Genomic DNA, 24495 nt, shown 5'->3' with positions numbered 1-24495 from the left:
AGCTTACTTTATTTAGAAGGGAATCGTGAAATGACTTTACTAGAGGCAATAATATTAGGTCTGGTACAAGGGATAACGGAATTTTTACCGATTTCAAGCTCTGCTCATCTTATTCTCGTTCAATCCATGTTTAACATGACATTTGAAGGGCTCAGCTTTGAAATTTTACTGCATTTAGCTTCTGTATTAGCTGTTATTCTTTATTACCGCAAAGATATCTATGAAATTATTAGAGGATTCTTTGCATTTTTCACAAACCGGACGCCCCAAAATCGCTCCATGTTTATGTTTGCGGTTTACCTTATCGTCGCTACAGGTATTACTGGTGTTGCCGGTATTTTGTTTGAAGACTACATAGGCGAAACCTTCCGAGCACCCATTTTTATTGCCCTTGCATTAGCTATTACGGGTCTATTTCTTATTATTATAGAACGTTTTGTAAAACTAGGAAACCGGACAGAGAAAGAAATGACCATTTGGGATTCGATTTTTGTTGGTCTTGGTCAGTGTCTCGCCTTAATTCCCGGCTTATCGCGTTCAGGTACAACACTAATTGTTGGAATGTTTGCCGGTCTGTCAAAAGAAACGGCAGTAAGATTTTCATTTCTTCTTTCCATTCCTGTTATTTTAGGTTCATCGGTTCTTGCCATTCGTGATTTAACATCTGGAGAATTATTGGAACAGACGACTGTGACAGCTTTAGGACTCTCTTTTCTAGTTACATTTGTTGCTTCTTGGATTGGGATCGTCTTTTTTATTAATTTAGTTCGAAAAAGTAAACTTGTCTATTTTGCTGTCTACTGTTTTATCGTAGCGATTCTTGTGTTTATTTTCCGTGATTCATTAGGCACAACAGACATATAAAAAAGCGGCTTACGCCGCTTTTTTAATTTGATTCAATGGCTTGAATAAAAGCTTTTCCACCTTCTTCTATACCGCCTGTATATCGATGAACGCTACCACCTAAATTAATAATGACTTCTTTCCCGAAATCTTTTTTAACGTCTTCAATCGTATTAAAATCAATTCCAGCTGATGGAATCGGAAACGTTGGTTTCATCGTTAATTCTTGTGTTAACTGTTCTTTTACGTGCTGTGCTTCTTCATGATTAATCCCCATACGTCCATAAGGCGATGGAAATAAGACGGCATCTGCTCCAGCCATTCGCATTAGTTTCCCTAACAACAGTCGTGACGAGATTCCGTGTTGCTTAGAGCGAATCATCATTCCTGCCAAAGAGGAATGAGCAAAGATTGGTACGTCAATTTCTTCATCTTCACGTAACCCTTGGAGCACATCAATGCCATAAGCAAACACGTTTAGTAAGATAGCCGGGGCACCAAGTCCAATGGCTTCTTTCACTCTCTCTTTAAGTTCAAACGTCTTACCTGTCACATTCACCACATAAAGAGGCGTTCTACCCGTTTTTTCTGCTGCTTCAGCGATCGCCGCTAACCCAACCGGTACCCGCTGCTCAAGTGGTGTCCAATCATGTTCAAACAGACGCTCATCATCTTGAATAATGTCAATTCCACCGTAACAATGACTAAGTACTTGCTCATGAAACGAATCAACTGAACGACCAATAGCTCCTTTAGCGACACTCATTGCTAATGGCCGACTATGTACATCAACTAGATCCCTTATACCCTCTATTCCAAGTCGAGGTCCTGGGAACAATCGCACAAGATCGTCTGAAAATTGGAGGTCTATTAACTTGACATTTGGTTCATATGAAAGCCTTCCGTACGTTGTCGTCAATATGGAAGGGAAATCAGGAACTTCATACGCGACCGGGAACGATATGGTAACGAGGTAACCTGGACCATACGCCGCATCTTCTTTTATCGATACCACTTTTCCTTTATACGCTAGACTCTGCTCTTTTTCCGATTCAGGCATTTCCTGCCAAGGTTTTGCAGTTAAGCCAGTTGCCATTCTTTCAGCTTTTAATTCAATATGCTCTTTTTCTTCCGTAACGTAATAAATTGCCTCTATATGCGCCAATTCCTTATCCTCCCTCTAACAAAACGATTAGCCTAATCATCTAGAAAATCAGACAAACTGTCAAGATTTAATGCTCACCATGATTAATTAACTGAATTCTCAGCTTTTTGTTTCCGTTTTAAATAGCGTTCTCTTCTTCGTTTCATTGCTTTCGTAATATAGCCACCTTTAAAATTACGTGGTTCAAACGAAACAATAAATGCAGCAGGCTCATAAGACGACACAACTTCAATAAATTCCTTTTCACGGTCTCTTCTTGCTGTGCAGTCAAGTTGACAACGATTCGAATTCATTCCTTCTACGTATGAACTCGATACACTGAATCCAAGTTCTCGTAAACGATCAATTAAAGGTTGGTTTTTTTCCGGGATATTCACTTCTATACTTACATAGCCGATTGCTAATTTTTCTTCAATTAAAGCTCCTAAGAATAGTCCAATACCAAAGCCTAATGCATATGCAGCCATATTCCAATAATTTGATAAATCATTAAAGATGATAGCGATCGCAACGACATATATAGCACCTTCCAAAATGCCCATTCCAGCAGCGCGGTGTTTTAATCCTTTGACCATCATAATTGTCCGTAATGTTAAAATTGGAACATAGATCAATTGCGCAAAAAAGATTATTAAAGCCGTTACTAGCAAAGCACTTCACTCCAATACAACAGTATCTATTGGACTCGATATGAACCGAATCTTTCCGTAGTTTAACAGGTTCATTCTCATTACGCTAGAAAAAGTTTCGTGAACAACTTTTTTTGTTTCAACACGCTGGAAAAACGTCTTTTTGTACAATGAAGTGATCCAATTTTACTTTCAAATAAAGATCAAAACAAAAAAGTGTAAGAGACGGCAACACCATCTCTTACCTTTCTACTTCTTCGTTAATTTTAAAAATGGCGTTTCATTTGCAATGACATTGCCTTCAGCGATTTTTTCAATCGTAAATTGGTCATGATTTGTTACAACAATTGGCGTAATGGTATTTGAAGCTTTTTCTTTGACAAGTTCGAGGTCGAATTCAATTAAAACATCGCCAGCTTTTACTTTATCGCCTTCTTGAACATGAGCTGTAAAACCCTCTCCATTCATCGCAACTGTTTCAAGACCGATGTGAACGAGCAATTCTGCTCCATTATCTGTTTCAATTCCAAATGCATGCTTCGTTGGGAAGACTTGTACCACTTTACCAGCTATTGGTGCAACCACTTTGCCTTCTGTCGGTTGAATGGCTAGACCATCACCAATCATTTTTTCACCAAACGTTGGATCTGGAACCTCCTCTATCGGAACAGCAGTTCCATTGATTGGGGCTACAAGTGTTTCCGGCTCCGCGTGTTTTTTTCCAAATAATTTCTTTAACATTGATTCCACTCCCTTTATCAATGAGGCATATATCCTCATAAAATCGTATTTTACGTTGATTTAAGCGGTTGTGTCAATCTATACTATTCCCGGTTTTTAATACATTAAACAAATGAGCACGTTCATAAGATAGACAAGGATAGCAGTTGCTTCACGTTTGTAATTCTAGTGGTCTGGGAATAAACTAAGGTAAACCAATTGCATCATTGAACTTGGAGGTTGATTTCTATTGTAGATCGTATTATTTTTCGTTTTTTTATTCTTTGGTATAGTTGCGGGGTTCTATTAGTTGGTTTTGATTTGCTTCCATCGTGGTTAGAATGGGCAAATGCTGTTTTTTTAATTGCAGCTGGTGCTTTAGGAGGTTTTTATTTCTACCGTGAATATAAAACCTTTGGGCTTTTGTTTAGCTTCTTCATTTTATTTTCTACCATTCTAGTTGAGTATTTAGGTGTACAATACGGGCTTTTCTTCGGGCATTATTTTTATAACCCTGATTTCGGATTATACATAGCAGATATTCCTTTGACCATAGGTACCGCTTGGCTAATGGTGATTGCAACAACACATGCATTAGTAAAGCCTATGGTTCTTGCAATAAAGCAGCCTGTTATTCAATGGGTCGTCTATGCTATTGTTGGCGCAATTGCCGCGGTTGTTATGGACTTAATCCTTGATCCTGTTGCCGCAAACGTTAAGCAGTATTGGGTTTGGCACGGAGATGGTTTATACTACGGTATTCCCTTCTCAAATTTTGTCGGTTGGTTTTTTATCGCTTTAACGTTACATGCATTGTTATGGCTTGGTGTACGGTATTTAAAGCGCACAACGAGCTATCATCCTTATTGGCACTCCCGGATGGTTCTACTTTATAGCTTAATGATTGCTATGTTTAGCGTAATTGCATTTATAAACAACATCCTATTTGCACCTCTGCTCACATTAGTGTTAATGAGTGCTTTATTATGGGTTTATAAACGATTTAGGAGGAGTCAATGATTAAAGCAAAGCGAAAACCAGTCGCACTTGACCTTTTTCGTTTTTATGTCCGAGTGTTTTTGGCAAAACGCTCTTTCGCAAACATCTATGTGCGCGTGGATAAGAGGATCTCTACCAATCAGCCTAGTTTGATTATTGCTAATCACTCTAGTTGGTGGGACGGTATGATTGCACTTCTTCTTACAAAGAACTATATCAAGCAACCCCTCTATATGATGATGTCAGAAAAAGGACTACAGACATACTCATTTTTTCGTTACTTTGGGGCTTTTTCAATAAACCCTACAAAACCTAAAGAAATGATGGCTTCACTTCACTATGCAAAGGAGCAATTACAAAATCGTCATGCGGTTTGGCTCTTCCCACAAGGGGAAGAGCAAGCATTGGAAAAACGTCCGTTAGACTTTTCAAATGGAATTGGTTGGCTTTGTGAACACGCACCTTCACAAGCATCCATTCTACCTGTCACCATATCGTATGTTTTTGCAGACAAGCGTAAGCCTAACGTGTTCATTCATATCGGCTCTACTCATCCCGTAACAAGCTTGCACGGCTCAAAACATGAGAAAACGGTACAAGTGGAAAAACTACTTACTACTCAACTCGATAAACAGCGGGAGACCATTATTCAAAACGACTACTCCCGTTATACAGTGCTTCATTAAAATTGTTTAAACAAAGAGGCGACGAACATGATCGATATTTTGAATGTTGGGTTAGGTTTCATCCTTGTTTGGGTGCTAATTAATTCTTTTTTTATGCCTAGGTTAGTAAAAAGACCCATGGAGCAAAACGATCAGGAACAAGAACTTGTTTCCATTCTTATCCCGATGCGAAATGAAGAAAATAATGTGGCACCGCTCATCCACAGCCTAGCACGTCTCACTTACCAAAATGTGGAGTTCATTTTTCTTAATGATCAATCTACAGATGATACACTTCTGCGTTTAAAGGAAATGATTCATACATTACCGAATGCTTCCGTAATAGAGGGCAAAGAACTACCAGCTAAGTGGGTTGGAAAAGTACATGCGTGCCACCAATTGAGTCGTCATGCCAATGGTCACTATTTTTTCTTTTTAGATGCAGATATTACGCTTCAACCACATACAATCGAAGCCTTACTTCAGCAAGTTCGTCCAAAACACCTCGGTCTTGTTTCGGGATTCCCTAAGTTCCCTGTTAAGGGAACGGCTTGGTTATGTCAGCTTCTTGTGCCTATGCAGCATGTCATTATTTATCTCCATCTCCCGCTCTTTTTGGCAAACTATACTCGTATGCCTATGGCGTCCGCTGCACATGGATCCTTTTTGTTTTTTTCACGCACTTGTTATGAAGCGATTGGTGGACACAAAGCGATTTATAATTCTTTGACTGAAGATATTCAGCTAATGCGCAATAGTAAAAAAGCAGGTTTTACTACACGACTCGTTAACAACACAGGGGTAGCATCATGTGTCATGTATGATACGAATGGCGAAGTGTGGGCAGGATTTTCAAAAAATAGCTTCCCAGGTATTGGTCGTTCGTACATCTTGGGTGGTTGTTTACTATTGTTTTACCTCGTTGCTTTTGTGGCACCGTTCTTTTTCGCCCTTTACGGTTTGTTAACCTTCCACTTGCAATTTATTCTTCCGTATGTGCTTACGGTCTTAATGATGGTGTGGATTAATGCTCAAGCAAAACAACGACTCGTCTTAAGCCTACTCGTTCCATTCTCTGCTTTAAGCCTTATGAGTCTATTGCTTTATTCAATGTTACTTTCAAAACGAGCTGGTTATACATGGAAAGGAAGAGTGTACAAATGAAGTCAATTGCTATTATCGGCTCTGGGTTAGGGGGACTTGCTGCTGCTGTTCTGCTTGCCTCTTCAGGCTATAAAGTGGATGTGTTCGAAAAACATTCCTACCCTGGAGGAAAAATGAAACGTTATCACATTGGAGGAGCTCGGTTCGATTTTGGACCAAATACGCTAACAATGCCGGATGTGTTCAAAGAAATTTTCACATTAAGCGGAGCAAATCCAGACGATTACGTGCAATTTAAGAAATTAGAAAATCATACGATGAATTATTTTCCTGACGGCTCCACTTTTCTCTCTTCAAGTGATCGCGAGAGGATGATAGCACAGCTTGCTACATTTAACATCGGTGCTACCCATTATGATTCATATGTGAAGAGTATTACGAAGTTATATACTCATGCTGTGAAAGAGTTTTTCCCACGAACTTTCTCTAGCCTGCAGGAGTATGCTTCATTTCGCCTGCTTCGTTCAATCTCAGCTGTAAAGCCATTAACAACGATGCACGACTTTCATCAATCTTTTTTTACAGATAAACGGATTGTTCAAATGCTTGATCGCTATGCAACATACATTGGTTCCTCGCCGTATTTAACGCCGGCTACATTCGCGATGATTGGGTATTTGGAATATGTTGACGGTGTGTACTACGTTCCAGGCGGAAATCCGACTATAGCCGAAGCATTTCATAAGCGAGCGCAGGAATTAGGCGTGACTTTTCATTTTAACGAAGAAGTGACACAGCTACAGATAAATGATCAGCAAACGATCACGTCTTTATCGACTAAAAAAAACGAGCAACTACATTATGATGGCTATTTGCTAAATGGTGATTACTTAACGGTGTATCCTAAGCTTGTTGACAAAGCTTATCGCCCTTCATTTACAGAGGATGTAAACGTGAAAGAACCTACTAGTTCTGCTTTTGTTATTTTATCTGCTACCAATCGTAAAACAGCAGCAAAGCATTACCACCAAGTTTATTTTAGCCATGATTATGAAAAGGAATTTGAAGATATTTTTTCTAAGAAATCGTATCCATTGGACCCAACCATTTACATAAGCAACTCTTCTACAGTAGATACGAGTGCAGTGTCCAATACAGGAGGGGATAATTTATTTATTCTCGTCAACGCACCATCTTTAACAAACGATAACCGTTACGTTGATAAAGAAGACTTAAAAAATTGGGTGTATAGACTGTTAGAGAAAAAAGGTGTTTTTATTAAAGAGTTTGTTATTGACGACCTTGTCATTACCCCTCAACAGCTGTCAGAGGAATTTCACTCTTACTTTGGTGGTTTATACGGCTACACCTCTCACTCGCTCTCGCAAGCGTTTAACCGTCCTGCTACTAAAGGAAAAGACATTAAAAATTTATACTTTACTGGTGGCTCTACTCATCCGGGTGGGGGATCACCAATGGTCGTACAAAGTGGACGAAATGCGGCTAACCTCATGAAAAAAAGCCTGAAATAACGGTATAGGCTCACTTAGCTTGCCGACAGAGTGTTGGAACATTAAGACAGTCGGCAGGCTATTTATTAGATAAGATTCATTCCAAGTTCATTTGCAGCAATACTAGACTTACTCATAAAGGTCACTATAAACGGTGTAATTCCGCTACCTCTTAAATCAGGAATAGCCATTACTCGTTACCTACATCCAGCAATGCAAGATTTCCATTAAACAACATGCTAAGCGACAAGATTCATCCATTGTTTTGTAGAAACATAAATCATACACAAACCTAAGCTAGCCCTTATTTCAACACCTGACAGCCACCAAGTATTTCAGGCTTATAAGTCATACTGTCCGCATCCGTTATAGACCGAATCACTTTGCAAGGCACACCAGCAGCAAGTGCGTTAGCAGGAATATCGCTTGTTACGACGCTACCAGCGCCAATCACAGAGCCATCCCCAATAGTAACACCACCGCACACTGTCACATTTGCCCCAAACCAGACATCGTTTCCAATTGAAACGGGTTTTGCATAGCACAATGCTTTAGATTCTCCATTAGCGTGTATCATTTGCCTACGCTCTGAAGCAACCAATGGATGAATAGGTGTGACAATCGTTACATTGGGTCCAAAGCTTACATAGTCCCCAATTGTCACCAGCGCGTCATCTTGTATGGTCAAATTATAGTTCCCAAAAAAATGCCTGCCAATTTTGGTGTGAATGCCATAATGAAAAAATACTGGACCTAGTATAAAGCTATTTTCTCCTATACTCCCTACTAATTCATTCAATATCTTATTTCGTTCTTCTCGGTTATCTTCTGGCAGCTGTGTATACAGATTGCTAAGTTTGTGAGCACGTAATTTGATTGTTTGCAAATCTTCGTTTGCTGGAGAAAATAATATACCCTTTAGGATTCGTTCCTCTTCTTTCATATGAACACCGCTCCTTTTTTCTTTATTATTCTGACTTTTAAAATTTCATTTTAGATGGTCTTTTCAATGGAGTACGTCGCAACAGGTTTAAATAAAAAGCTCCCTCCAAAGTGTTTACAAATGAAGTGCCCACTTTGAGGGGAGCATATGGCGTTTTGGTTTCACACGATAGCCTTACAGTACCGACTAGGCTTTAAGCTCATTTAGAATAATTTCTTTTTCATCTTTTGGTACAAACGATTTTTGTGAGAACACATTGTACTGGTTCAACCGTACTGCTTTCAAGATGGCTCGGTACATCATGCCTGCTCCTTGAACGGGGATTCTTGCATCAACTGGATAAAGGTACATGTCTTTAAACGCCTCTTGATAAAGGTCTTCTGCACGCGCAGCAATGTGCTCCCACATGTTAATAAACCCTGTTCCTCGCTCTCCAATCAGTAAATCCTTTTCTGCTACATCGTAAGCATCCATTATAGCTTGCGGTAAATAAATTCGGTCACGATTTAAATCTTCACCGATATCTCGAAGTATATTCGTGAGCTGCATCGCTTTTCCTAACGCAATCGCACTGTTATGAAGTTGCTGATGATTGTTAGGGGCTAGTACAGGTAAAAGCATCAAACCGACTGTACTCGCCACATGATACGAATATTGTTCTACTTCGTCTAACGTCTCATATCGTTTTAAATATAAATCCATTCGCTGCCCCTTCATCATATCAAAGAAAGGCGTTGTATCCATTTCAAACCGTTGAAACACGTCGTCTAATGCAATCCACTTAGGGTCTGTTAAAGGGAGCTCCTTTCGTATAAACCGGTTGAATTGATCTTCAAATAGCTCCAGTTCACTTGAAGGGGATTGCCCTTCATCAACGATATCATCAACCGTCCGACAGAAAGCATAAATCGCCCACACGGCTTGCCTTTTTTTCTGAGGTAACGTACTAAAGGCTTTAGCAAATGTTTTAGAATGCTGTTTGATGATTGTATGGCATATTTCATAAGCATCCTTTGTATTCATAGCATCTCCTCCATGTTTCATCTACTCGTCATAGCCTTCATTGGCGTTAGAAGTAGCTCATTCGCTAACAATTTTGCTCCTTGCATAACAATCGGTATCCCACCGCCTGGATGGGTAGAAGCACCAACTGCGTAGATGTTTTTCGCTTTAAATGGTTGGTATTGCGGCCTAAAAACAGCTGATTGTGTAACAGTTGGTGCAAGTCCAAAGCTTCCTCCTTCAAATAGACCGGCTTTTTTCGCATCATGAGGAGTACGAATATCGAGCCATTCCATTTGACTTCTCAGCTCTGGAAACGCGCGTTGCTCTAGTTCATTCAGCACAATGTCTACCAATTCGTTGCACTGGTCATCTGACATTTTTGCTGGTACAGGTACTAACGCATAAAGGACGCCTTTTCCTGCTGGAGCCAGGGACTCATCAAGAACCGATGGGTGAAAAGCATAAATCGACGGTAGTGTCGACAATTCTCGTGAATAAAAAACATCGTTCATATGCTGATCAAAATCGTCAGACATTAAAAATTGATGCATTGGATTATTTTTATATATTTTCTTTAAGCCTACATAGAGAAGCAAACATCCTGAAGATGGGACATACTTTTTCTTTATTGGTTTTCGTTCAACGAGAGATTCGGCTAAAGGGAAATCCATGTTCATAATAAAACGATCACCTTGATAAACCGTATCGTCTACTTTAACCCCTTTAACAACACTATCTTCGTAAAGGACTTCATTGACCTCAGCATTTAATACGAATTGAACTCCCCGGTTGTTAAGCTCTTCCACTATTTTCTCTATTAAAGAAGCATAACCACCTCGTAAATACCAAATCCCGTGGGCGTGCTCACTATAAGATACGAGCGAATACAGTGCAGAAGAATTAGTTGGGTTTCCGCCTATATAAAGAGATTGAAGCTTGTATGCATTTTGTAGCCGTTTATGTGTAAAAAACTGCCGAATCATTTTGTCTACAGATTGATAAGCTTTTAACTCGTATAACGTTTTTAAGTTCGTCGCCGTGTAGAAATCTTTTTTTCGATTAAAACTTTTATCCAAGAATGCAGCTTTTCCCTTTGTAAAGTGGTGTTCCATCGACTTCATAAACTGAGGAAATTGCCCCTCTTCACCAGGAAAAACCTGTTTTATTTCTTCTTCTTGCTTTTTAAGGTTACGGTATTTCCAGAAATCTGTCCCGTCAGGATAGCTCATTTTATAAAGAGGATCGATGTCTATAAAATCTAGGCTTTGGGTATCCATACCCGCCTCTTCCAAAATAGAAGTAATCATTTCCGGTAAAAGAACAATGGTTGGACCTTGATCTACTTTAAAAGACCCATGGGTATGAAAAGTTAATCGCCCTCCAACATAATCATTCTTCTCAAGGACAACCACTTCATCACCGTCCTGGCTTAAATATAAAGCTGATACTAAACCACCAATCCCACTGCCAACAACTATTGATTTCATTGTATAAGAATTCCTTTCTTATCCTTTTTGAAAATACCGTTCGCTGTAATGGTTGCTGACGCTAAAATCGTAGGTAGTCCACTACCAGGATGAGTCCCCCCACCTGTTAACCAACAATTCTCTATTTCTTCAAATTGATTGTGTGGTCTAAAATACATCATTTGCCCTAAATTATGAGAAAGGTTAAACGTTGCGCCTTTGTACACATTGAAACGTTGCTCCCAATCATTAGGTGTTAGTATCGAGTAGGACGAAATATGACGTCTTAAATCTTTAAAACCCGACTTTTTCTCAATTTGATCAAATACCAGTTCTGCAAACGTATCCTTTTGCTCTTCCCAATCAAGCTTACTAAAGTTATTTGGCACTGGCGCCAACAAATAAAGGGGTGACTTTCCTTCCGGTGCAAGCGTTGGATCTGTCACGATTGGGTTATGGATATAAATAGATGGGTCAGCAGACAACGTTTTTGAACCCGTTATTTCTTCGACATTTTTTCGGTAATCACTCGCAAACAAAACCGTATGATGATGCTCCTGATACACCTTTTCCACATTCGCGTAAATCATAAACGTAGAGCAAGAGTAGTTTTTCTTTTCAAGTTTTTTTCGCGTATATTTTTTTAAATGCTTTTCTTCCACAAGCTCACTCATAGCGTAAGCAAAATCAGCATTAATCACAAGTTCATCTGTTTGCTCCTGCTCACCATCTTCATAGGTTAAGCCATAGATGCGTCCCTCTTTAACGATTATATTTTTGACTGAGCGATTTAATTCGATTGTCCCGCCTAGTTCCGTAAAAGCTTTTGCGAGGGCTTTTGTAATTTGGTTGACTCCACCTATTGGGTGATAAATACCGTACTCATGTTCCATAAACGACAATATACTAAATGCTCCAGGGCATTCCCACGGAGACATCCCTAAATACTTTGATTGAAACGTAAACGATAGCTTTAAGCGTTCGTCAGTAAAATATTTACTTAATTCATCGTAAAGCGTTTTTCCTAACGACAAGCTGGGTAAAGCTTTTATAGCACGTAGCCTTGTATAGTCAAAGAGAGAATTATGCTTATTTTGTAAAAGCGGCATTAATGCATTCATTTTCTTTCGGGTTTCCTTCATAAAGCGAATATATCCAGCTCCATTTGATGGAAACAACTGTTCAATGTCTTGATATGTTTGTTGCTCATCACGATGCGGAACAAACGCTACATCATCAAATTGTAACTTGTATAGAGGATCTACTTCTTTGAGCGTTAAATAATCAGATAGTTTTCGACCTACTTGTGCAAACAAGTCTTCTAAAAGATGAGGCATACTAAAAAATGTCGGGCCGCGATCAAAAGTAAAGCCATTTTGCTCAAAGCTTGATGTACGTCCCCCTACATATGCTTCTTTTTCGACAACTTTTACCTGATATCCTTTTCCTGCTAGTAGTAATGCTGTTGCTAAACCACCAGGTCCAGCACCTATGATTGTAATTTTTTTCATTCATCCACCCTAATTCATTTACATTTTCTTGTTCTTCATACCCGAATTGATAGATTTCTAAACACCTAGTTATTTCTAACTATGCGAAGCCATCACAACTCTACCGTCTTTGTAAAAACGTACTCCTTCTCTTTCTAAAAGCTCTCTTTGGCTAAAAGAGCCTTGAAATAAAATGCCTTCGTTTACACTGCCATCTTTTTTCACAACACGGTGTGCCGGTACTTCTTTTGGTGCCTTTTGCATAGCCCAACCAACAACCCGCGCACTTCGGGGAGCATCAATTAATCGGGCAATTTGACCGTATGAAGCAACTTCTCCAGCTGGAATCTGCTTCACAGTTTCATAGATATTGTCAAAAATTAAACGCATCTCCATCTCCTTTTACAGCTTTTCTTTTGTTACACTAAGAACGAATTAATCTATGAGGTGAAGCATGAAAAAGAAAATCATCGTATCCATCTTCCTAGTGGGATTAGGTACACTTGTTTTTATGTATCAAGATCGCTTTCTCAATGCCATTGAGACGCTAGGTGACCAATCCATTATTCTAACTACATTGATTGCCACTTTACTCTCTTTATTTCCTGTTATTCCGTACCCGCTCATTGGTGGACTAATTGGAGCTGCATACGGACCGTATCTCGGTAGTCTTGTCACTTGGTTAGGCTCCTCCATTGCCTCTATACTCTTTTTTACCTTTATTCGGTATGGTTATCAAGATATAGGTCTTAAGATGATCCATCGCTACCAGCTCACATCAACGATAACAAGATTATTTGAGAAAAACGCGTTTATGACTATATTTATTACGCGATTGATTCCCATAATCCCTTCAATCCTTGTTAATGCCTATTCTGCTCTAAGCAGGGTTTCGCCAATGCACTATATTGTGGCGTCTTCGTTAGGCAAGGTTCCTTCAATGATTTTATTTGCCACAGTTGGGCACGCACTATTCAATGATCCTCAGCAATTAATGATTGTCATTCTTTATTATTTAGCCTTTCTTCTATTCGTCTATGGCTGTTATCGCCTCTGGTTGAGGACAAGTCGGTATAAAAAAGAAATATAACAAGACCAGGGGCTTCATCACTCCTGGTCCTCTCTATTACGCATCCTCAATTTTAATTTGGTAGTGTTTAAGCCAGAAATCCATTTGGATGAAGTGTGCTAATAACTGCGGACCTGCCATTAATTGACCGAAATACGGCTTCCCTGTATCAAAGCCACCAGTATCTGCAATGTTTTTCAATTGCTTACGTTCGATAAAATCAAATAAAGGCGAGTCAGCTTGATTTGCAATAGCTTGAATTTCCTTTGTTACAGCGTTTGTATAATCTGGATGATGCGTTTTAGGATACGGACTTTTCTTACGATAGAGCACATCATCAGGCAGTAAGCCTTCTAATGCTTTTCGTAAAATTCCTTTTTCCCTTCCCCCATGCACTTTCATCTCCCATGGAATATTCCAGACATACTCAATTAAGCGGTGATCTGAAAATGGAACCCGCACTTCTAACGATGCTCCCATACTCATGCGATCTTTTCGGTCGAGTAAGTTTGTCATAAACCAGATCATATTTAAATATGAGATTTCTCGTCTTCGTGCTTCTTCTTTTGTATCCTTTGAAAATGTCGGCGTCTCGCTAATCGTCTCCGCATAACGGTCATAGACATAGTTCTTTAAATCAAGCTTCTTTTTCCAATCAGCCTTTAAGAGCATATTTCGCTCGTCTATGGATCTCATCCAGGGAAACCCATCTATATTCATTACCTCAGGTTTATGAAACCACGGATAGCCACCAAAAATTTCGTCCGCACATTCACCTGATAAGCCCACCGTTACATCTTTTTTAATTTCTTTACAAAACCATAGCAATGAAGAATCAACATCTGCCATTCCAGGTGTATCGCGAACGAGTACTGCTTCTTTTAATAACTCAGCCAATTGGATGTTCTGAATGACACAGTTTTTATGATTGGTTTGGCAATAACTCGATACTTTTTTGATCCATTCTCCATCAGCATTTGGCTGAAAGGCACTTGCTTTAAAGTATTTATCGTTCTCTTCATAATCAACAGAATAGGAGGCAATCGGCCCTTTTCCTTCCTGTTTATAATGATTTGCAGCAATAGCCGTCAGTGCACTAGAATCAATTCCGCCTGACAAAAACATTCCAACCGGAACGTCAGCAAAAAGCTGTCTTGAAACGATATCTTCCAACAGCTGTCGGATATGTGCGGCCGTTTCTTCAACATTATGCGTATGCTGTTCACTTTTTAATTGCCAATAACGACGCAAACGTAGCTCATCTTTTGTATAGACTAAAAAATGAGCTGGTTTTAACTCATGAACATGTTTAAAAATGCCATTTCCTGGTGATCGCGATGGCGCTAACCCCATTATATCCGCTAAGCCCGTACGATCCACAATGGGCTTAATATCACGATGAGCCAATATACTTTTCAATTCTGAACCAAATACTAAAAATCCATCTCGAACCGTATAAAATAACGGCTTCACTCCTACTCGATCTCGTGCCATAAATAAGGTCTGCGTAGTATGTTCCCAAATGGCAAAGGCAAAAATACCGTTAAATTTTTGTAAGCATGCTTCTTTCCATTGTATATATGATTTTAACAACACTTCTGTATCCGAGTGCCCTGAAAACGTATGATTGTATTGCTGCAGCTCTTTCCGGATATCTTCTGTATTATACAGTTCACCGTTATAAACAATCGTATACGTTTTTCCAGCAACGGTCCGTGTCATTGGCTGAATGCCACCTGCTGGATCAACAACAATTAAGCGCGCATGACCAAACGCTACTTGTTTGTCTGTCCATGACTCTAATGCATCAGGCCCTCTTCGGTTTAACGTCGCTGCCATTTGTTCAATTTCTTTTTTTTCGCCTCTTAAATCTCGCCGCCAATCAATCCACCCTGTAATCCCGCACATCTGAATACCAGCTCCTTCTGGAATGTAACGGTCCTATGCAACCTTACATTTCCTCACTCCTAACCTATGCTATTCATTGAAAAAGCCAAAAGTGCCTCTTTTTGAAGGAACTGGACGTTTTGTAATTTGATCTCTTTCTTCCTACTTAAACAGTTATTTTATTCTTTTTTATAAAAGAAACGTTTGCCGATTTTTTCTACTAGACCCGGGGCAAGTTGATACATTTTCGCTACAACCGTCATATAATTTGGCAAATTGATTTCTCTTTCTTTAGAGCTCAACGTTTTCACAACTCGTTTGGCTACTTCATCTGGTTGCAATAAATGAGCACCCATCTTTTCACCATATGTGCCGCTTTTATCAGCGCTTTTCAAAAAAGGTGTATGAATGGGCCCTGGATTCATAACGGATACGTCAATAGCATACGGCTTTAATTCAAGTCGTAAGCCATTTGAATAGCCAATTAATGCATGTTTTGTCGCTGCATATACACTCGCTTTTGCGGTTGCCACTTTCCCTGCTTGAGAAGCAATTTGAACAATGTGACCATGCCCATTTGCCATCATTAAAGGGATTACTCGGTTCGTAAATTGTATTAATCCAACAATGTTGACTTGAAAAACCCGCTCTACGTCCTCGTCGGCAATCTCCCACGACTCAGCAAACTGACCAATTCCAGCATTATTTATGACGATATCAGGAATAAGGTTTGCTTCTTTCAGTTCACCAACAACATGATGAATAGACGTGATGTCGCTTAGATCAAGTTTACATTCAAACACATTAGGCTCCGTTTCTATTAAGTTTTGATAACGACTTGCCAGCTTAACAATCTGAAAATGATGTCCCTTTAATTGATTGACCACGGCTTCACCTAATCCACTCGATGCTCCTGTAATCCATATCGTTTTCATTTGCGATCACAATTCCTTTTCTTCTTCTGTACGCTTTAGCTTACAATGGATTCTCCTTTTCCTTCAACTTTTTTCTTGCTATGATAGTTGGAGGAAATGGAGAGGGGCATTTCGTTTGAGAAACAGATTACATACCATCGTAAATCATAAAGCATTTCAATCAACCGTTATTATTTTAATTATTGCAAATGCCATTTTGGTTGGAATCGAAACATACGATTCCATCTATGAGCATTATTCTTTCTTTTTTTATCTTGCTGATCGTCTTTTATTGTGGCTTTTCACAATTGAAATTGTCATGCGCTTTTTTTCAACTTCTGTTCGTTCATTCTTTAAAAACGGCTGGAATTGGTTTGACACCATCATCATTTTAGCTGGACATTTGTTTACTGGTGGTCATTTTGTCACAGTTCTTCGAGTCCTGCGGGTATTACGGGTTCTACGCGCCATTTCCGTTATTCCTTCTCTTCGGCGCTTAGTGGATGCACTAGTTATGACCATTCCTTCTCTTGGTAACATCTTGTTTTTAATGGGAATCTTTCTATATATCTTTGCAGTGATTGGAACGATGTTGTTCAGTGGAATTGCACCTGAATACTTTGGAAACTTACAACGGACCATTCTTACTTTGTTTCAAATTGTCACATTAGATTCTTGGTCAAGTGGTATTATGCGTCCCTTAATGGCCTACAATCAATGGATTTGGATTTATTTCGTTTCTTTTGTACTCGTGGGTACGTTTATTATCTTTAACCTGTTTATTGGTGTTATCGTTAATAATGTTGAAAAAGCAAATGATTCAGAAGAAGACACGGACAATGAAGCAAAACAAGCACCAGCTACAGCAGAAGACGTTAAACGATTAGAACAGCAACTTGCAGCGATCCAGACAGAATTAAAAAAACTTCATCAACCTTCGAAAGAATAACACAAAAGCGCTATAAACGACTGTCTCCGTTTATAGCGCTTTTCTTCTTAGGCGAGAACTCGCGTACTAAAAAATTCTTGATACAGTTCTTGAACAGCTGTTTTAGCATCTTCTTGATGGATTCCAAATACAAGACTTGTCTCGGATGAACCTTGGTTAATCATTTCTATGTTCACATTTCTTCTTGATAATGCGCCTGATGCTCTTGAGATGACACCAATTGAATTGTGCATACCTTCTCCAACAAGCATCACCATTGCAAAGCCTCGTTCTATATGGACATCATCAACTTGTAATTCTGTTTTAATACGGCCAATTATTTGTTTTTCCACATCTTCTGTCAGTTGGCTTTCGCGAATAATAACGCTCGTATCATCAATACCAGTCGGAATATGTTCAAACGAAATCGAGCTATCCTCTAAAATTTCTAATAATCGTCTTCCGAATCCTACTTCGCGGTTCATTAAATACTTTCGCACATAAATGGTCGCAAACCCTTCATCTGCAGCAATACCAATAACAGGGTTATCAAACACTTCTCGCTCTGCCACAATCAACGTGCCTTCGCTTTTCGGATTGTTTGTATTTTTAACACATACAGGAATGCCGTTCCTAAATGCTGGAATAAGGGCTTCATCATGAAATACACTAAAACCAGCATAAGAGAGTTCACGCATCTCTCGATAAGTCATTTTTTTAATCTCAAATGGATCTTCAACAATCGTTGGATTAGCTGCGTACACTGAATCAACATCAGTAAAGTTTTCATAGAGATCCGCATTTACAGCAGCCGCTAATATGGCACCGGTAATATCAGAACCACCTCGCGGGAATGTCACAAGTGTGCCGTTCTCAGAAAAGCCAAAAAATCCAGGAAAGACAATAATTCCTTCTTGCTCTTTCAACTGATGTAAGCGTTCATAGGCAATGGGTAGTACTTGAGCATTCCCTGGCTCATCACTGACAAGTAACCCAGCATCTTTTGGATTTACATAGGACGCATTCATGCCGATGGAATGAAAATATGCAGCAATTAACTTTGCGTTGTTATCTTCACCGCTTGCTTTTAATGAGTCTATTAATTGATGTGTATTTTTATATGGTGCTTGGATTCGATTCACTAAGTCATTACGAATTTCGATTGTTGTTGCTTCATCAAGGCCTAAATCTAACACCATTTGTGCGTAGCGATCAACTACTTTTTGAAGCCATTGTTCCTGCTTTACTTCATTACCGTCCATGCAATATTGCGCCAATTCAATTAATAAATCTGTTGTTTTCACATCTTCTTTGTTTCGTTTGCCTGGAGCAGAGACAACAACAATCTTTCTTTCTTCGTCCGCTTGAATAATCGCAGCCACTTTTCTAATTTGTTCAGCGTTGGCAACTGAAGAGCCACCAAATTTTGCAACTTTCACGTTACGTTCCTCACTCTCCACTTTTCTCTCTGTTTTAATTACTCATATTATCATAATCCTTTTTGTTAAGCCACAGCTAACCGAATGAAAAAGCGACTTCTTCTCCTTTTATAGAGAAAAGTCGCAATTACATTTGCTTTTTATGTCATGCGTAGCTAGCTCATAAACCAAGCAAACCATAACGGCCCGCGTGACGTTTGAAACGCAACAGCTGTACACGAAGATTCAGGTAAAAACTCGCCGCTTTCCTCCACTTCTCCGTACGTTGCATCACTAATATCATTTGTAAAACCAGCCTCGTTAAAACATTCAGGTGCACTGTATAAATTCAACGTGTAGTCCACGATAACGCGGTCAGACTCATCCGCTCCATATTCAACTTGGATAACAAAACCAAGTATAATAATAAGTATGCTTGCTACGACGCCAATTAACCATCTATGCTTCCTCACCGTTCTTCCCCCTATGTACTTTATGTCTCTTTTTGTATCAGACTTTAATTGAAAGCCTTTCACTTTATGACATGCAGTTGACACCAGTTTACAACTTCTCTTAGCATTACGAAAGCAATAAATGAATTTTCACTTCAACAGATAAAAAAGCAAATACTGTTTAACCAGTATTTGCTTACTCTTCTTTCACACTTGCTTCTTACCAAATCTTCATGATTCGGATTGAATAATTATAACTGTTAACGGAGCAATCACCATTTTATTTCCACCAAAGGAGACACCGATAGATCGTCAATTGGCTCAACTCCAGCTTTTTCCCGATCCACAAGCACATTTGAAGAGGAGAGATCGGATTCAAGCAAAATGTCCGATTTCGCGTATCGCCATTTATAAAAGCAGTATATGTCTCGCTCTCATCCGTTGATTTAAGCGTATAGCCGATCACAACGTCTTCCTGCTCTATTTCAGGCGCTTCAACTAACGAGACGTGCTCTTCAATAACTGACAAACTTCCTAAACGGAATGCATTAGATGACCTTCTTAGTCGAATTAAACCTTTCGTATAGTTCATTGTATCATTATGTATGCCCTCCCCTTCCGCCTTTGTCCAATCGAATTGATTCACAACATCCGTTGAATTATGAATAAAATTATGGATTTTTAAATGGCTCACCATGTTCGTCTTCCATTTAAGTAAAATCACTTTCTGGTTTAACATCCTGATTAAGCAACTATATTATTAAACCTTTTTACTGGTATATCACGTGCGTATTCACAGTAATTACGATTCCATCGATCGACTATGTAAGAAAATCTTACAATTTTATTCACATCGTTCTCTTAGCTATGATATATTATTACACAACAATCGTGGGTAAACTCAACTGTGAGGTGGAGAGGGTTGTCATACAAAGATAAAAAGGTCATTACCATTGGGATGGTTAGTGAACTAACTGGTTTAACGGAGAGAAAAATACGTTATTATGAAGAAAGAAAACTGCTTTTTCCAGAACGATCAAAGGGTGGAACACGAAAGTACTCTTTTTTAGACGTTGAACGATTAGTTGATATTGCAAACAAAATGGAAGATGGTATGCAAACTTTCGAAATAAGACGCATGGAACAAAAAGCGATTCGCAAACAGGAAGTTAGAGAAAAGATGCTCCGAGGACAGCTTAACGCTGCCTTTAATATTCGGAAATAACAGAAACAACTACGGTTTTTAACCTAGTTGTTTTTTTTTTTTGGAATTTCCTTTTACTTCCTAACATGAAAGCGCCTGTTTTTGCAGCAAACTAATAGCAAAAAGGAGTAGAAACATGGTCAAATCTTTTTTTTCAATTTGTTTGATGCTTATTACAGCGTTCCTTATTAGTTCAACCCCTGTACTGGCGTCTAGCAAGCAGGTGGCAATCATTATTGATGATTTTGGAGGAGAAGTGAAAGGAGTCGAACAATTTTTAACTGGTGATATCCCAATCACTGCCGCTATTATGCCTTTTTTAGATCAGGCGCAAGAACAAGATAAATTAGCGTCTGAGCATGGGTTAGAAGTGATTATACATTTACCCCTAGAGCCAAAAGTAGGTAAAAAATCCTGGTTAGGGCCTAACCCCATTACTTCTGATTTAAGTGACGACGAAATTAACCATCGTTTAAATCAGGCATTGGAGCGTGTTCCCCATGCAAAAGGATTAAATAATCACATGGGTTCAAAAGGAATGGAAGACAAAAGAATAGTGACGCTAATTGTCCAGTTCGCCAAGAGAAACGGTCTTTATTTGCTTGATAGTGGAACAACACCAAAATCACTTATGCCAGAAATTGCAAATCAATACCTTGTACCTTGCTTTAAGCGAACCCTTTTTATTGATGACTCTTTGTCCTCGTATTCTTACGTGAAAAAACAGCTTCAAACATTTATGGAGACCACTGACCGCCATGAGTACCCTATTGCAATTGGACATGTTGGGGTTAAAGGGAATGAAACGTATAACGCATTAAAAGAGTCGAAACGCTTATTCTCGGAAGCCAACATCACCCTCGTTTATCCATCTCAATGGATAGCACCGCAAGTCGAAAAAGATTTTAAGCAACTACATGTAAAAAAGGAGAATCATTATGTTACGACGTTCTGAAAAATGGGCTATTGCATTAGCAAGTACACTAATCATTGGCATGCTGATTATTAAACCAGCACCAAACATGCATCGCGCGTCCATTCATCAACAATCCAATAATCATTTTAATGCCTCTGTTTCTCAAGAAGCAATCGATCACTTGCAAGCAGAAGATCTTGCTCTCACCACTAATATGATGTTTCATTCGTTTACGACAAGCTTAGAAGAATGGACAACGAGAGAGCAGCTTGACAGAAAGCTTGAAGAAGAAGTTGAACAGCATCCTTATATAGAAGGAATTGCACTTGTAGATGGTACGAATCAAATTATTGAAAAGGCAGGTTCTTCTTTAGACCTTAACGAGTTGCCCGTTTTTACTACAACCTATAATGCGATTCAGTATTCTCTTCCATATCAAAAAGAAGATCACTCTTACATTATGGTTAAAAAGGCATTAGCATCCGGCAACACCGTTATTAGCGAAATCAATCTGGCTTTTATTCAATCATTCCTATCAAAGCACGCCATGATCGCTGATAGCGAAGGAACACTCTTTATGTCTGGCGAAAACGCCCAGGTTGACTTTAATCAACAAACAACGCTACCAGATGGCCAACAAGCAACAACCGTTCCAGGCTTAAATTGGAATATTTACGTTAATTCACAAACAAAAAGTCAAAATAACCCTATCGTCGCTGAAGAAGTCATTGTAAAACTAGCCCCCAACACAAACGTTGAGCAGTGGGCCATAAAAAACGATCATACTATTTTAAAGGAAAATCATCCTTACGTTGTATTACAATCAACCATTGAAGAAGATGCTTATATCCAAAAGCTAAAGAGTGATGAAGCCGTCATTTTCGCTGAGCACAATTACTCTTTCGTCAATAAAGCCGTTATTCAAGAAACGAAAGTAGAACCAAATGATGAATTCTTTAAACCGTACCAATGGAATTTAGAACAAATTGACATTGAAGAGGGCTGGAATTATGCCAATGGTTCAGACACAACGATTGCAATCATTGATTCAGGTGTCGATCCAGAGCACCCAGACCTTCAAGGGAAGTTAGTAGAAGGCTACAATGCAATTGATGATACATCCAACGCAATTGATGATAATGGTCACGGCACGCATGTTGCTGGTATCGCTGCAGCGTTAACAAACAATGTTGAAGGCATCGCCGGCGTCTCTTGGCAAAGTAAAATTATGCCCATTAAAGTATTAAATACAGATGGAGAAGGCTCTTCCTTTTCTGTTGCTAGAGGGATTTATTGGGCGGTAGATCATGGAGCTGATGTCATTAATATGAGTTTAGGTGATTATTATCACTCTGATGTTTTGTACGATGCCATTGAATATGCATATAGTAAAGACGTTACACTTATTAGCGCTTCCGGTAACGAAAATACAGATGACCAAATGTATCCTGCTGCCTATCCACAGGTCATCACGGTTGCTTCTGTTAATCAAGATAAGAACCGCTCTTTCTTCTCGAATTACGGGGATTATGTAGATGTTTCAGCTCCTGGTGAGCATATCCCTAGTACGTACCTTGAAAACCAGTATATTTTATTGTCTGGTACTTCTATGGCCGCCCCACATGTAGCTGGTTTAGCGGCACTCGTGCACTCCACTAACCCTTCACTATCGAATGAGGAAATTGGAAACCTTATTTTAGGTCATGCGAATCAGCTAGGTGACGGGGATTTTAACGTTTATTACGGTTATGGAGAAATTGATGTCAACGACACACTTACATCGATTGACTAAAGATACTCTTCATGCAAAGCATTAAATAAAAAAGCGCTATTCATGAACGCTCGTACCGGTGCACGGTATGTAGCGTCTTCATTGAATGCGCTTCTTTCTTTTAAAAGACATATTAGTAAACAAATTTCTTTTCATTCTTTTTGGAAAGGAACCACCTTCGCAGATGATCGCTGATGAAATTCGCACAAATACCCTTGTCTCTTTCTTTTTAAAAATGTTTCGCGACGAATAGGTCTCGGCGCGGACCATTCAACAGAATGAAGATTACTCCACTTATCATGGGTAATGTATTCCATTTTAAAATAATAAATCGATCCGGACGTATATTGTTCACATATATACTTTACTGTTTGTTTTGAGTGCATATCGTAAGGTCGCGCTCCTTTTTCTTTTTATTTTACCCAAGGATTTTCGCGCTCATTCAGAGGATACTATTCTTGACGGACTCGAAAAGAGCGTTTACGATTATAAGGAGCACATGAAAATCTAACATAAAGAAGTGATACATGTATGCAAACATTACGAGATCGTTTATTAACAGACAATGAAATCGCACCATTAATCATATCTGCCGACAAGGTCGCACACGTTCAATTAAATAATCCATTGCAACACGCGTTACTTGTTCTTATTAAATCAGGATATACAGCCATTCCCGTTTTAGATTCTTCGTTTCACTTAAGGGGAATGATTAGCAAGTCATTAATTTTGGATTCTTTATTGGGTGAACATGACTTTGAACTTGATCGGTTATCAACGTTAACAGTTGGGGATTGTATGAATCAAGATGTTCCTTGCATTCGTCCAGAAGCAACATTTTCTAAAGCGCTATCGCTATCCATTAATCATCCCTTTTTATGCGTTGTCGATGATCAAAAAGCATTTACCGGGATTTTAACAAGACGTTCCATTTTAAAATTAATTAGCAAATACATGCACCAACATTAAGGCCTAAGATGGTTATTCACTTGCTTCTCTCGGCTTTTAAACATAAGTGTTAGCCCTTTTGCTGCTAAACTAGCTGGCACAACTGACGCAAAACAAACGTGATCAATCATTATTGTTCCGTCTTTTCCTTTAACAAATTGATGGGTATGCTCCCAATACGAAAAAGGAAACGGCGGATTTTCCATTTTGTCTTTAAATTCATGTGGCGGACTCTCTGAAAAAATGGTTGTTTTAAACTGAATACGATTCCCAGTGTAAGGAACTCGAATTAGAATTGAATCGCCCTCTTGTGATACATTTACAGGTGGGAAGGTTTGAATGCGCGCTAAATTATTTGGATTTGAAAAAAACGCCCAGGCCTCTTCTAAGGAAACAGGAAGGTCGGTTTTATACGTAAAGAGATAATGATCCATTTCATCCTCCTTGT

The 24495-nt window shown here is 39.1% G+C and carries 25 protein-coding genes; 11 read left to right on the top strand and 14 right to left on the bottom strand.

What is annotated here, in order from left to right; genetic code table 11:
- The first annotated feature begins 30 nt into the window (after positions 1 to 30).
- Entirely contained in the window at positions 31 to 864 is an 834-nt protein-coding gene (locus tag FPV17_RS09260; RefSeq protein ID WP_035394093.1) for an undecaprenyl-diphosphate phosphatase, read from the top strand.
- Positions 865 to 886: 22 nt separating this feature from the next.
- Here the strand turns inward: FPV17_RS09260 and FPV17_RS09255 are convergent, their stop codons facing one another.
- The 3 genes from FPV17_RS09255 to FPV17_RS09245 form a co-directional block, all read right to left on the bottom strand.
- On the bottom strand, positions 887 to 2008 hold the full coding sequence (locus FPV17_RS09255) for a 2,3-diketo-5-methylthiopentyl-1-phosphate enolase (protein ID WP_144558804.1): 1122 nt from the start codon (positions 2006 to 2008) through the stop codon (positions 887 to 889).
- Positions 2009 to 2091: 83 nt separating this feature from the next.
- Positions 2092 to 2658: a DUF2179 domain-containing protein gene (locus FPV17_RS09250; RefSeq protein ID WP_035394095.1), complete on the bottom strand. Its 567-nt coding sequence runs from the start codon at positions 2656 to 2658 to the stop codon at positions 2092 to 2094.
- A gap of 228 nt (positions 2659 to 2886) precedes the next feature.
- Positions 2887 to 3378, bottom strand: a complete 492-nt coding sequence (locus FPV17_RS09245; protein WP_035394097.1) for a PTS sugar transporter subunit IIA — start codon at positions 3376 to 3378, stop codon at positions 2887 to 2889.
- Between the two features lie 228 nt (positions 3379 to 3606).
- On the opposite strand from FPV17_RS09245, the gene FPV17_RS09240 reads away from it, so the two are divergent.
- The 4 genes from FPV17_RS09240 to FPV17_RS09225 are packed head-to-tail and all read left to right on the top strand — an operon-like array spanning position 3607 to position 7657.
- On the top strand, positions 3607 to 4377 hold the full coding sequence (locus FPV17_RS09240) for a carotenoid biosynthesis protein (RefSeq protein WP_144560450.1): 771 nt from the start codon (positions 3607 to 3609) through the stop codon (positions 4375 to 4377).
- A complete protein-coding gene (locus tag FPV17_RS09235; protein ID WP_035394100.1) occupies positions 4374 to 5042 on the top strand; it encodes a lysophospholipid acyltransferase family protein in 669 nt (222 codons plus the stop codon). Before FPV17_RS09240 ends, FPV17_RS09235 begins: the two co-directional genes overlap by 4 nt.
- A 27-nt stretch (positions 5043 to 5069) precedes the next feature.
- Positions 5070 to 6185 (top strand): glycosyltransferase family 2 protein, encoded by a 1116-nt coding sequence (locus FPV17_RS09230; protein WP_144558803.1) that lies wholly within the window; start codon positions 5070 to 5072, stop codon positions 6183 to 6185.
- Positions 6182 to 7657 carry a phytoene desaturase family protein gene (locus FPV17_RS09225; protein WP_186370767.1) on the top strand — a complete coding sequence of 492 codons (1476 nt, stop codon included), beginning with the start codon at positions 6182 to 6184 and terminating at the stop codon, positions 7655 to 7657. Before FPV17_RS09230 ends, FPV17_RS09225 begins: the two co-directional genes overlap by 4 nt.
- Positions 7658 to 7940: 283 nt before the next feature.
- Here FPV17_RS09225 and FPV17_RS09220 read toward each other — a convergent pair whose 3' ends face one another.
- The 5 genes from FPV17_RS09220 to FPV17_RS09200 form a co-directional block, all read right to left on the bottom strand.
- Positions 7941 to 8579 carry a sugar O-acetyltransferase gene (locus tag FPV17_RS09220; RefSeq protein WP_035394103.1) on the bottom strand — a complete coding sequence of 213 codons (639 nt, stop codon included), beginning with the start codon at positions 8577 to 8579 and terminating at the stop codon, positions 7941 to 7943.
- A 186-nt stretch (positions 8580 to 8765) separates the two neighbouring features.
- Entirely contained in the window at positions 8766 to 9602 is an 837-nt protein-coding gene (locus tag FPV17_RS09215; protein WP_035394105.1) for a phytoene/squalene synthase family protein, read from the bottom strand.
- Positions 9603 to 9619: 17 nt separating this feature from the next.
- Positions 9620 to 11071, bottom strand: a complete 1452-nt coding sequence (locus FPV17_RS09210) for a phytoene desaturase family protein (protein WP_144558801.1) — start codon at positions 11069 to 11071, stop codon at positions 9620 to 9622.
- Entirely contained in the window at positions 11068 to 12561 is a 1494-nt protein-coding gene (locus FPV17_RS09205) for a phytoene desaturase family protein (protein WP_144558800.1), read from the bottom strand. The genes FPV17_RS09210 and FPV17_RS09205 overlap by 4 nt, the downstream gene beginning before the upstream one ends.
- A gap of 75 nt (positions 12562 to 12636) precedes the next feature.
- The gene (locus FPV17_RS09200; RefSeq protein ID WP_144558799.1) at positions 12637 to 12930 is read right to left on the bottom strand and encodes an MGMT family protein; all 294 of its coding nucleotides are present in this window, start codon (positions 12928 to 12930) and stop codon (positions 12637 to 12639) included.
- A gap of 64 nt (positions 12931 to 12994) precedes the next feature.
- Here FPV17_RS09200 and FPV17_RS09195 point away from each other — a divergent pair, with 64 nt between their 5' ends.
- Complete coding sequence (locus FPV17_RS09195) at positions 12995 to 13630, top strand: TVP38/TMEM64 family protein (RefSeq protein ID WP_144558798.1); 636 nt, start codon at positions 12995 to 12997, stop codon at positions 13628 to 13630.
- A 36-nt stretch (positions 13631 to 13666) separates the two neighbouring features.
- Here FPV17_RS09195 and asnB read toward each other — a convergent pair whose 3' ends face one another.
- Complete coding sequence (asnB, locus tag FPV17_RS09190; protein WP_144558797.1) at positions 13667 to 15517, bottom strand: asparagine synthase (glutamine-hydrolyzing); 1851 nt, start codon at positions 15515 to 15517, stop codon at positions 13667 to 13669.
- A gap of 158 nt (positions 15518 to 15675) precedes the next feature.
- Positions 15676 to 16431 (bottom strand): SDR family NAD(P)-dependent oxidoreductase, encoded by a 756-nt coding sequence (locus tag FPV17_RS09185; protein WP_144558796.1) that lies wholly within the window; start codon positions 16429 to 16431, stop codon positions 15676 to 15678.
- 115 nt (positions 16432 to 16546) lie between these two features.
- Here FPV17_RS09185 and FPV17_RS09180 point away from each other — a divergent pair, with 115 nt between their 5' ends.
- Positions 16547 to 17359, top strand: a complete 813-nt coding sequence (locus FPV17_RS09180; RefSeq protein WP_035394115.1) for an ion transporter — start codon at positions 16547 to 16549, stop codon at positions 17357 to 17359.
- A gap of 47 nt (positions 17360 to 17406) precedes the next feature.
- Here FPV17_RS09180 and FPV17_RS09175 read toward each other — a convergent pair whose 3' ends face one another.
- The 3 genes from FPV17_RS09175 to FPV17_RS09165 form a co-directional block, all read right to left on the bottom strand.
- Complete coding sequence (locus FPV17_RS09175) at positions 17407 to 18777, bottom strand: aspartate kinase (RefSeq protein WP_144558795.1); 1371 nt, start codon at positions 18775 to 18777, stop codon at positions 17407 to 17409.
- Between the two features lie 155 nt (positions 18778 to 18932).
- Positions 18933 to 19229 carry a hypothetical protein gene (locus tag FPV17_RS09170; RefSeq protein WP_035394118.1) on the bottom strand — a complete coding sequence of 99 codons (297 nt, stop codon included), beginning with the start codon at positions 19227 to 19229 and terminating at the stop codon, positions 18933 to 18935.
- A 259-nt stretch (positions 19230 to 19488) separates the two neighbouring features.
- The gene (locus tag FPV17_RS09165) at positions 19489 to 19932 is read right to left on the bottom strand and encodes a hypothetical protein (RefSeq protein ID WP_144558794.1); all 444 of its coding nucleotides are present in this window, start codon (positions 19930 to 19932) and stop codon (positions 19489 to 19491) included.
- Positions 19933 to 20130: 198 nt separating this feature from the next.
- Between FPV17_RS09165 and FPV17_RS09160 the strand changes: the two genes are divergently transcribed.
- From FPV17_RS09160 to cbpB, 4 genes are all read left to right on the top strand, one after another.
- Positions 20131 to 20433: a MerR family transcriptional regulator gene (locus FPV17_RS09160; protein WP_035394121.1), complete on the top strand. Its 303-nt coding sequence runs from the start codon at positions 20131 to 20133 to the stop codon at positions 20431 to 20433.
- A 115-nt stretch (positions 20434 to 20548) separates the two neighbouring features.
- Entirely contained in the window at positions 20549 to 21367 is an 819-nt protein-coding gene (locus tag FPV17_RS09155) for a divergent polysaccharide deacetylase family protein (RefSeq protein ID WP_144558793.1), read from the top strand.
- Positions 21351 to 23120, top strand: coding sequence for a S8 family peptidase (locus FPV17_RS09150; protein ID WP_144558792.1), 1770 nt, complete (start codon positions 21351 to 21353; stop codon positions 23118 to 23120). The genes FPV17_RS09155 and FPV17_RS09150 overlap by 17 nt, the downstream gene beginning before the upstream one ends.
- Before the next feature lie 510 nt (positions 23121 to 23630).
- The gene (gene cbpB, locus FPV17_RS09140; protein WP_035394123.1) at positions 23631 to 24068 is read left to right on the top strand and encodes a cyclic-di-AMP-binding protein CbpB; all 438 of its coding nucleotides are present in this window, start codon (positions 23631 to 23633) and stop codon (positions 24066 to 24068) included.
- On the opposite strand, the gene FPV17_RS21875 is transcribed toward cbpB, so the two are convergent.
- Entirely contained in the window at positions 24065 to 24481 is a 417-nt protein-coding gene (locus tag FPV17_RS21875; protein ID WP_186370766.1) for an SRPBCC family protein, read from the bottom strand. The two genes, cbpB and FPV17_RS21875, sit on opposite strands and share 4 nt — an antisense overlap.
- Positions 24482 to 24495: the final 14 nt, after the last annotated feature.

This window comes from Shouchella miscanthi (assembly GCF_007725405.1).
Taxonomy (GTDB): Bacteria; Bacillota; Bacilli; order Bacillales; family Bacillaceae_D; genus Shouchella; species Shouchella hunanensis.
The sequence above is the reverse complement of the archived record's forward strand: the minus strand, read 5'-3'. Positions and strand labels throughout refer to the sequence as shown.

Coding starts and splice junctions, on each gene's coding strand:
- FPV17_RS09205 (WP_144558800.1), bottom strand. CDS start 12,561: ATGAAAAAAATTACAATCATAGGTGCTGGACCTGGTGGTTTAGCAACA.
- FPV17_RS09150 (WP_144558792.1), top strand. CDS start 21,351: ATGTTACGACGTTCTGAAAAATGGGCTATTGCATTAGCAAGTACACTA.
- FPV17_RS09155 (WP_144558793.1), top strand. CDS start 20,549: ATGGTCAAATCTTTTTTTTCAATTTGTTTGATGCTTATTACAGCGTTC.
- FPV17_RS09245 (WP_035394097.1), bottom strand. CDS start 3,378: ATGTTAAAGAAATTATTTGGAAAAAAACACGCGGAGCCGGAAACACTT.
- FPV17_RS09210 (WP_144558801.1), bottom strand. CDS start 11,071: ATGAAATCAATAGTTGTTGGCAGTGGGATTGGTGGTTTAGTATCAGCT.
- FPV17_RS09230 (WP_144558803.1), top strand. CDS start 5,070: ATGATCGATATTTTGAATGTTGGGTTAGGTTTCATCCTTGTTTGGGTG.
- FPV17_RS09220 (WP_035394103.1), bottom strand. CDS start 8,579: ATGAAAGAAGAGGAACGAATCCTAAAGGGTATATTATTTTCTCCAGCA.
- FPV17_RS09185 (WP_144558796.1), bottom strand. CDS start 16,431: ATGAAAACGATATGGATTACAGGAGCATCGAGTGGATTAGGTGAAGCC.
- FPV17_RS09195 (WP_144558798.1), top strand. CDS start 12,995: ATGAAAAAGAAAATCATCGTATCCATCTTCCTAGTGGGATTAGGTACA.
- FPV17_RS21875 (WP_186370766.1), bottom strand. CDS start 24,481: ATGGATCATTATCTCTTTACGTATAAAACCGACCTTCCTGTTTCCTTA.
- FPV17_RS09225 (WP_186370767.1), top strand. CDS start 6,182: ATGAAGTCAATTGCTATTATCGGCTCTGGGTTAGGGGGACTTGCTGCT.
- cbpB (WP_035394123.1), top strand. CDS start 23,631: ATGCAAACATTACGAGATCGTTTATTAACAGACAATGAAATCGCACCA.
- FPV17_RS09260 (WP_035394093.1), top strand. CDS start 31: ATGACTTTACTAGAGGCAATAATATTAGGTCTGGTACAAGGGATAACG.
- asnB (WP_144558797.1), bottom strand. CDS start 15,517: ATGTGCGGGATTACAGGGTGGATTGATTGGCGGCGAGATTTAAGAGGC.
- FPV17_RS09200 (WP_144558799.1), bottom strand. CDS start 12,930: ATGCGTTTAATTTTTGACAATATCTATGAAACTGTGAAGCAGATTCCA.
- FPV17_RS09235 (WP_035394100.1), top strand. CDS start 4,374: ATGATTAAAGCAAAGCGAAAACCAGTCGCACTTGACCTTTTTCGTTTT.
- FPV17_RS09215 (WP_035394105.1), bottom strand. CDS start 9,602: ATGAATACAAAGGATGCTTATGAAATATGCCATACAATCATCAAACAG.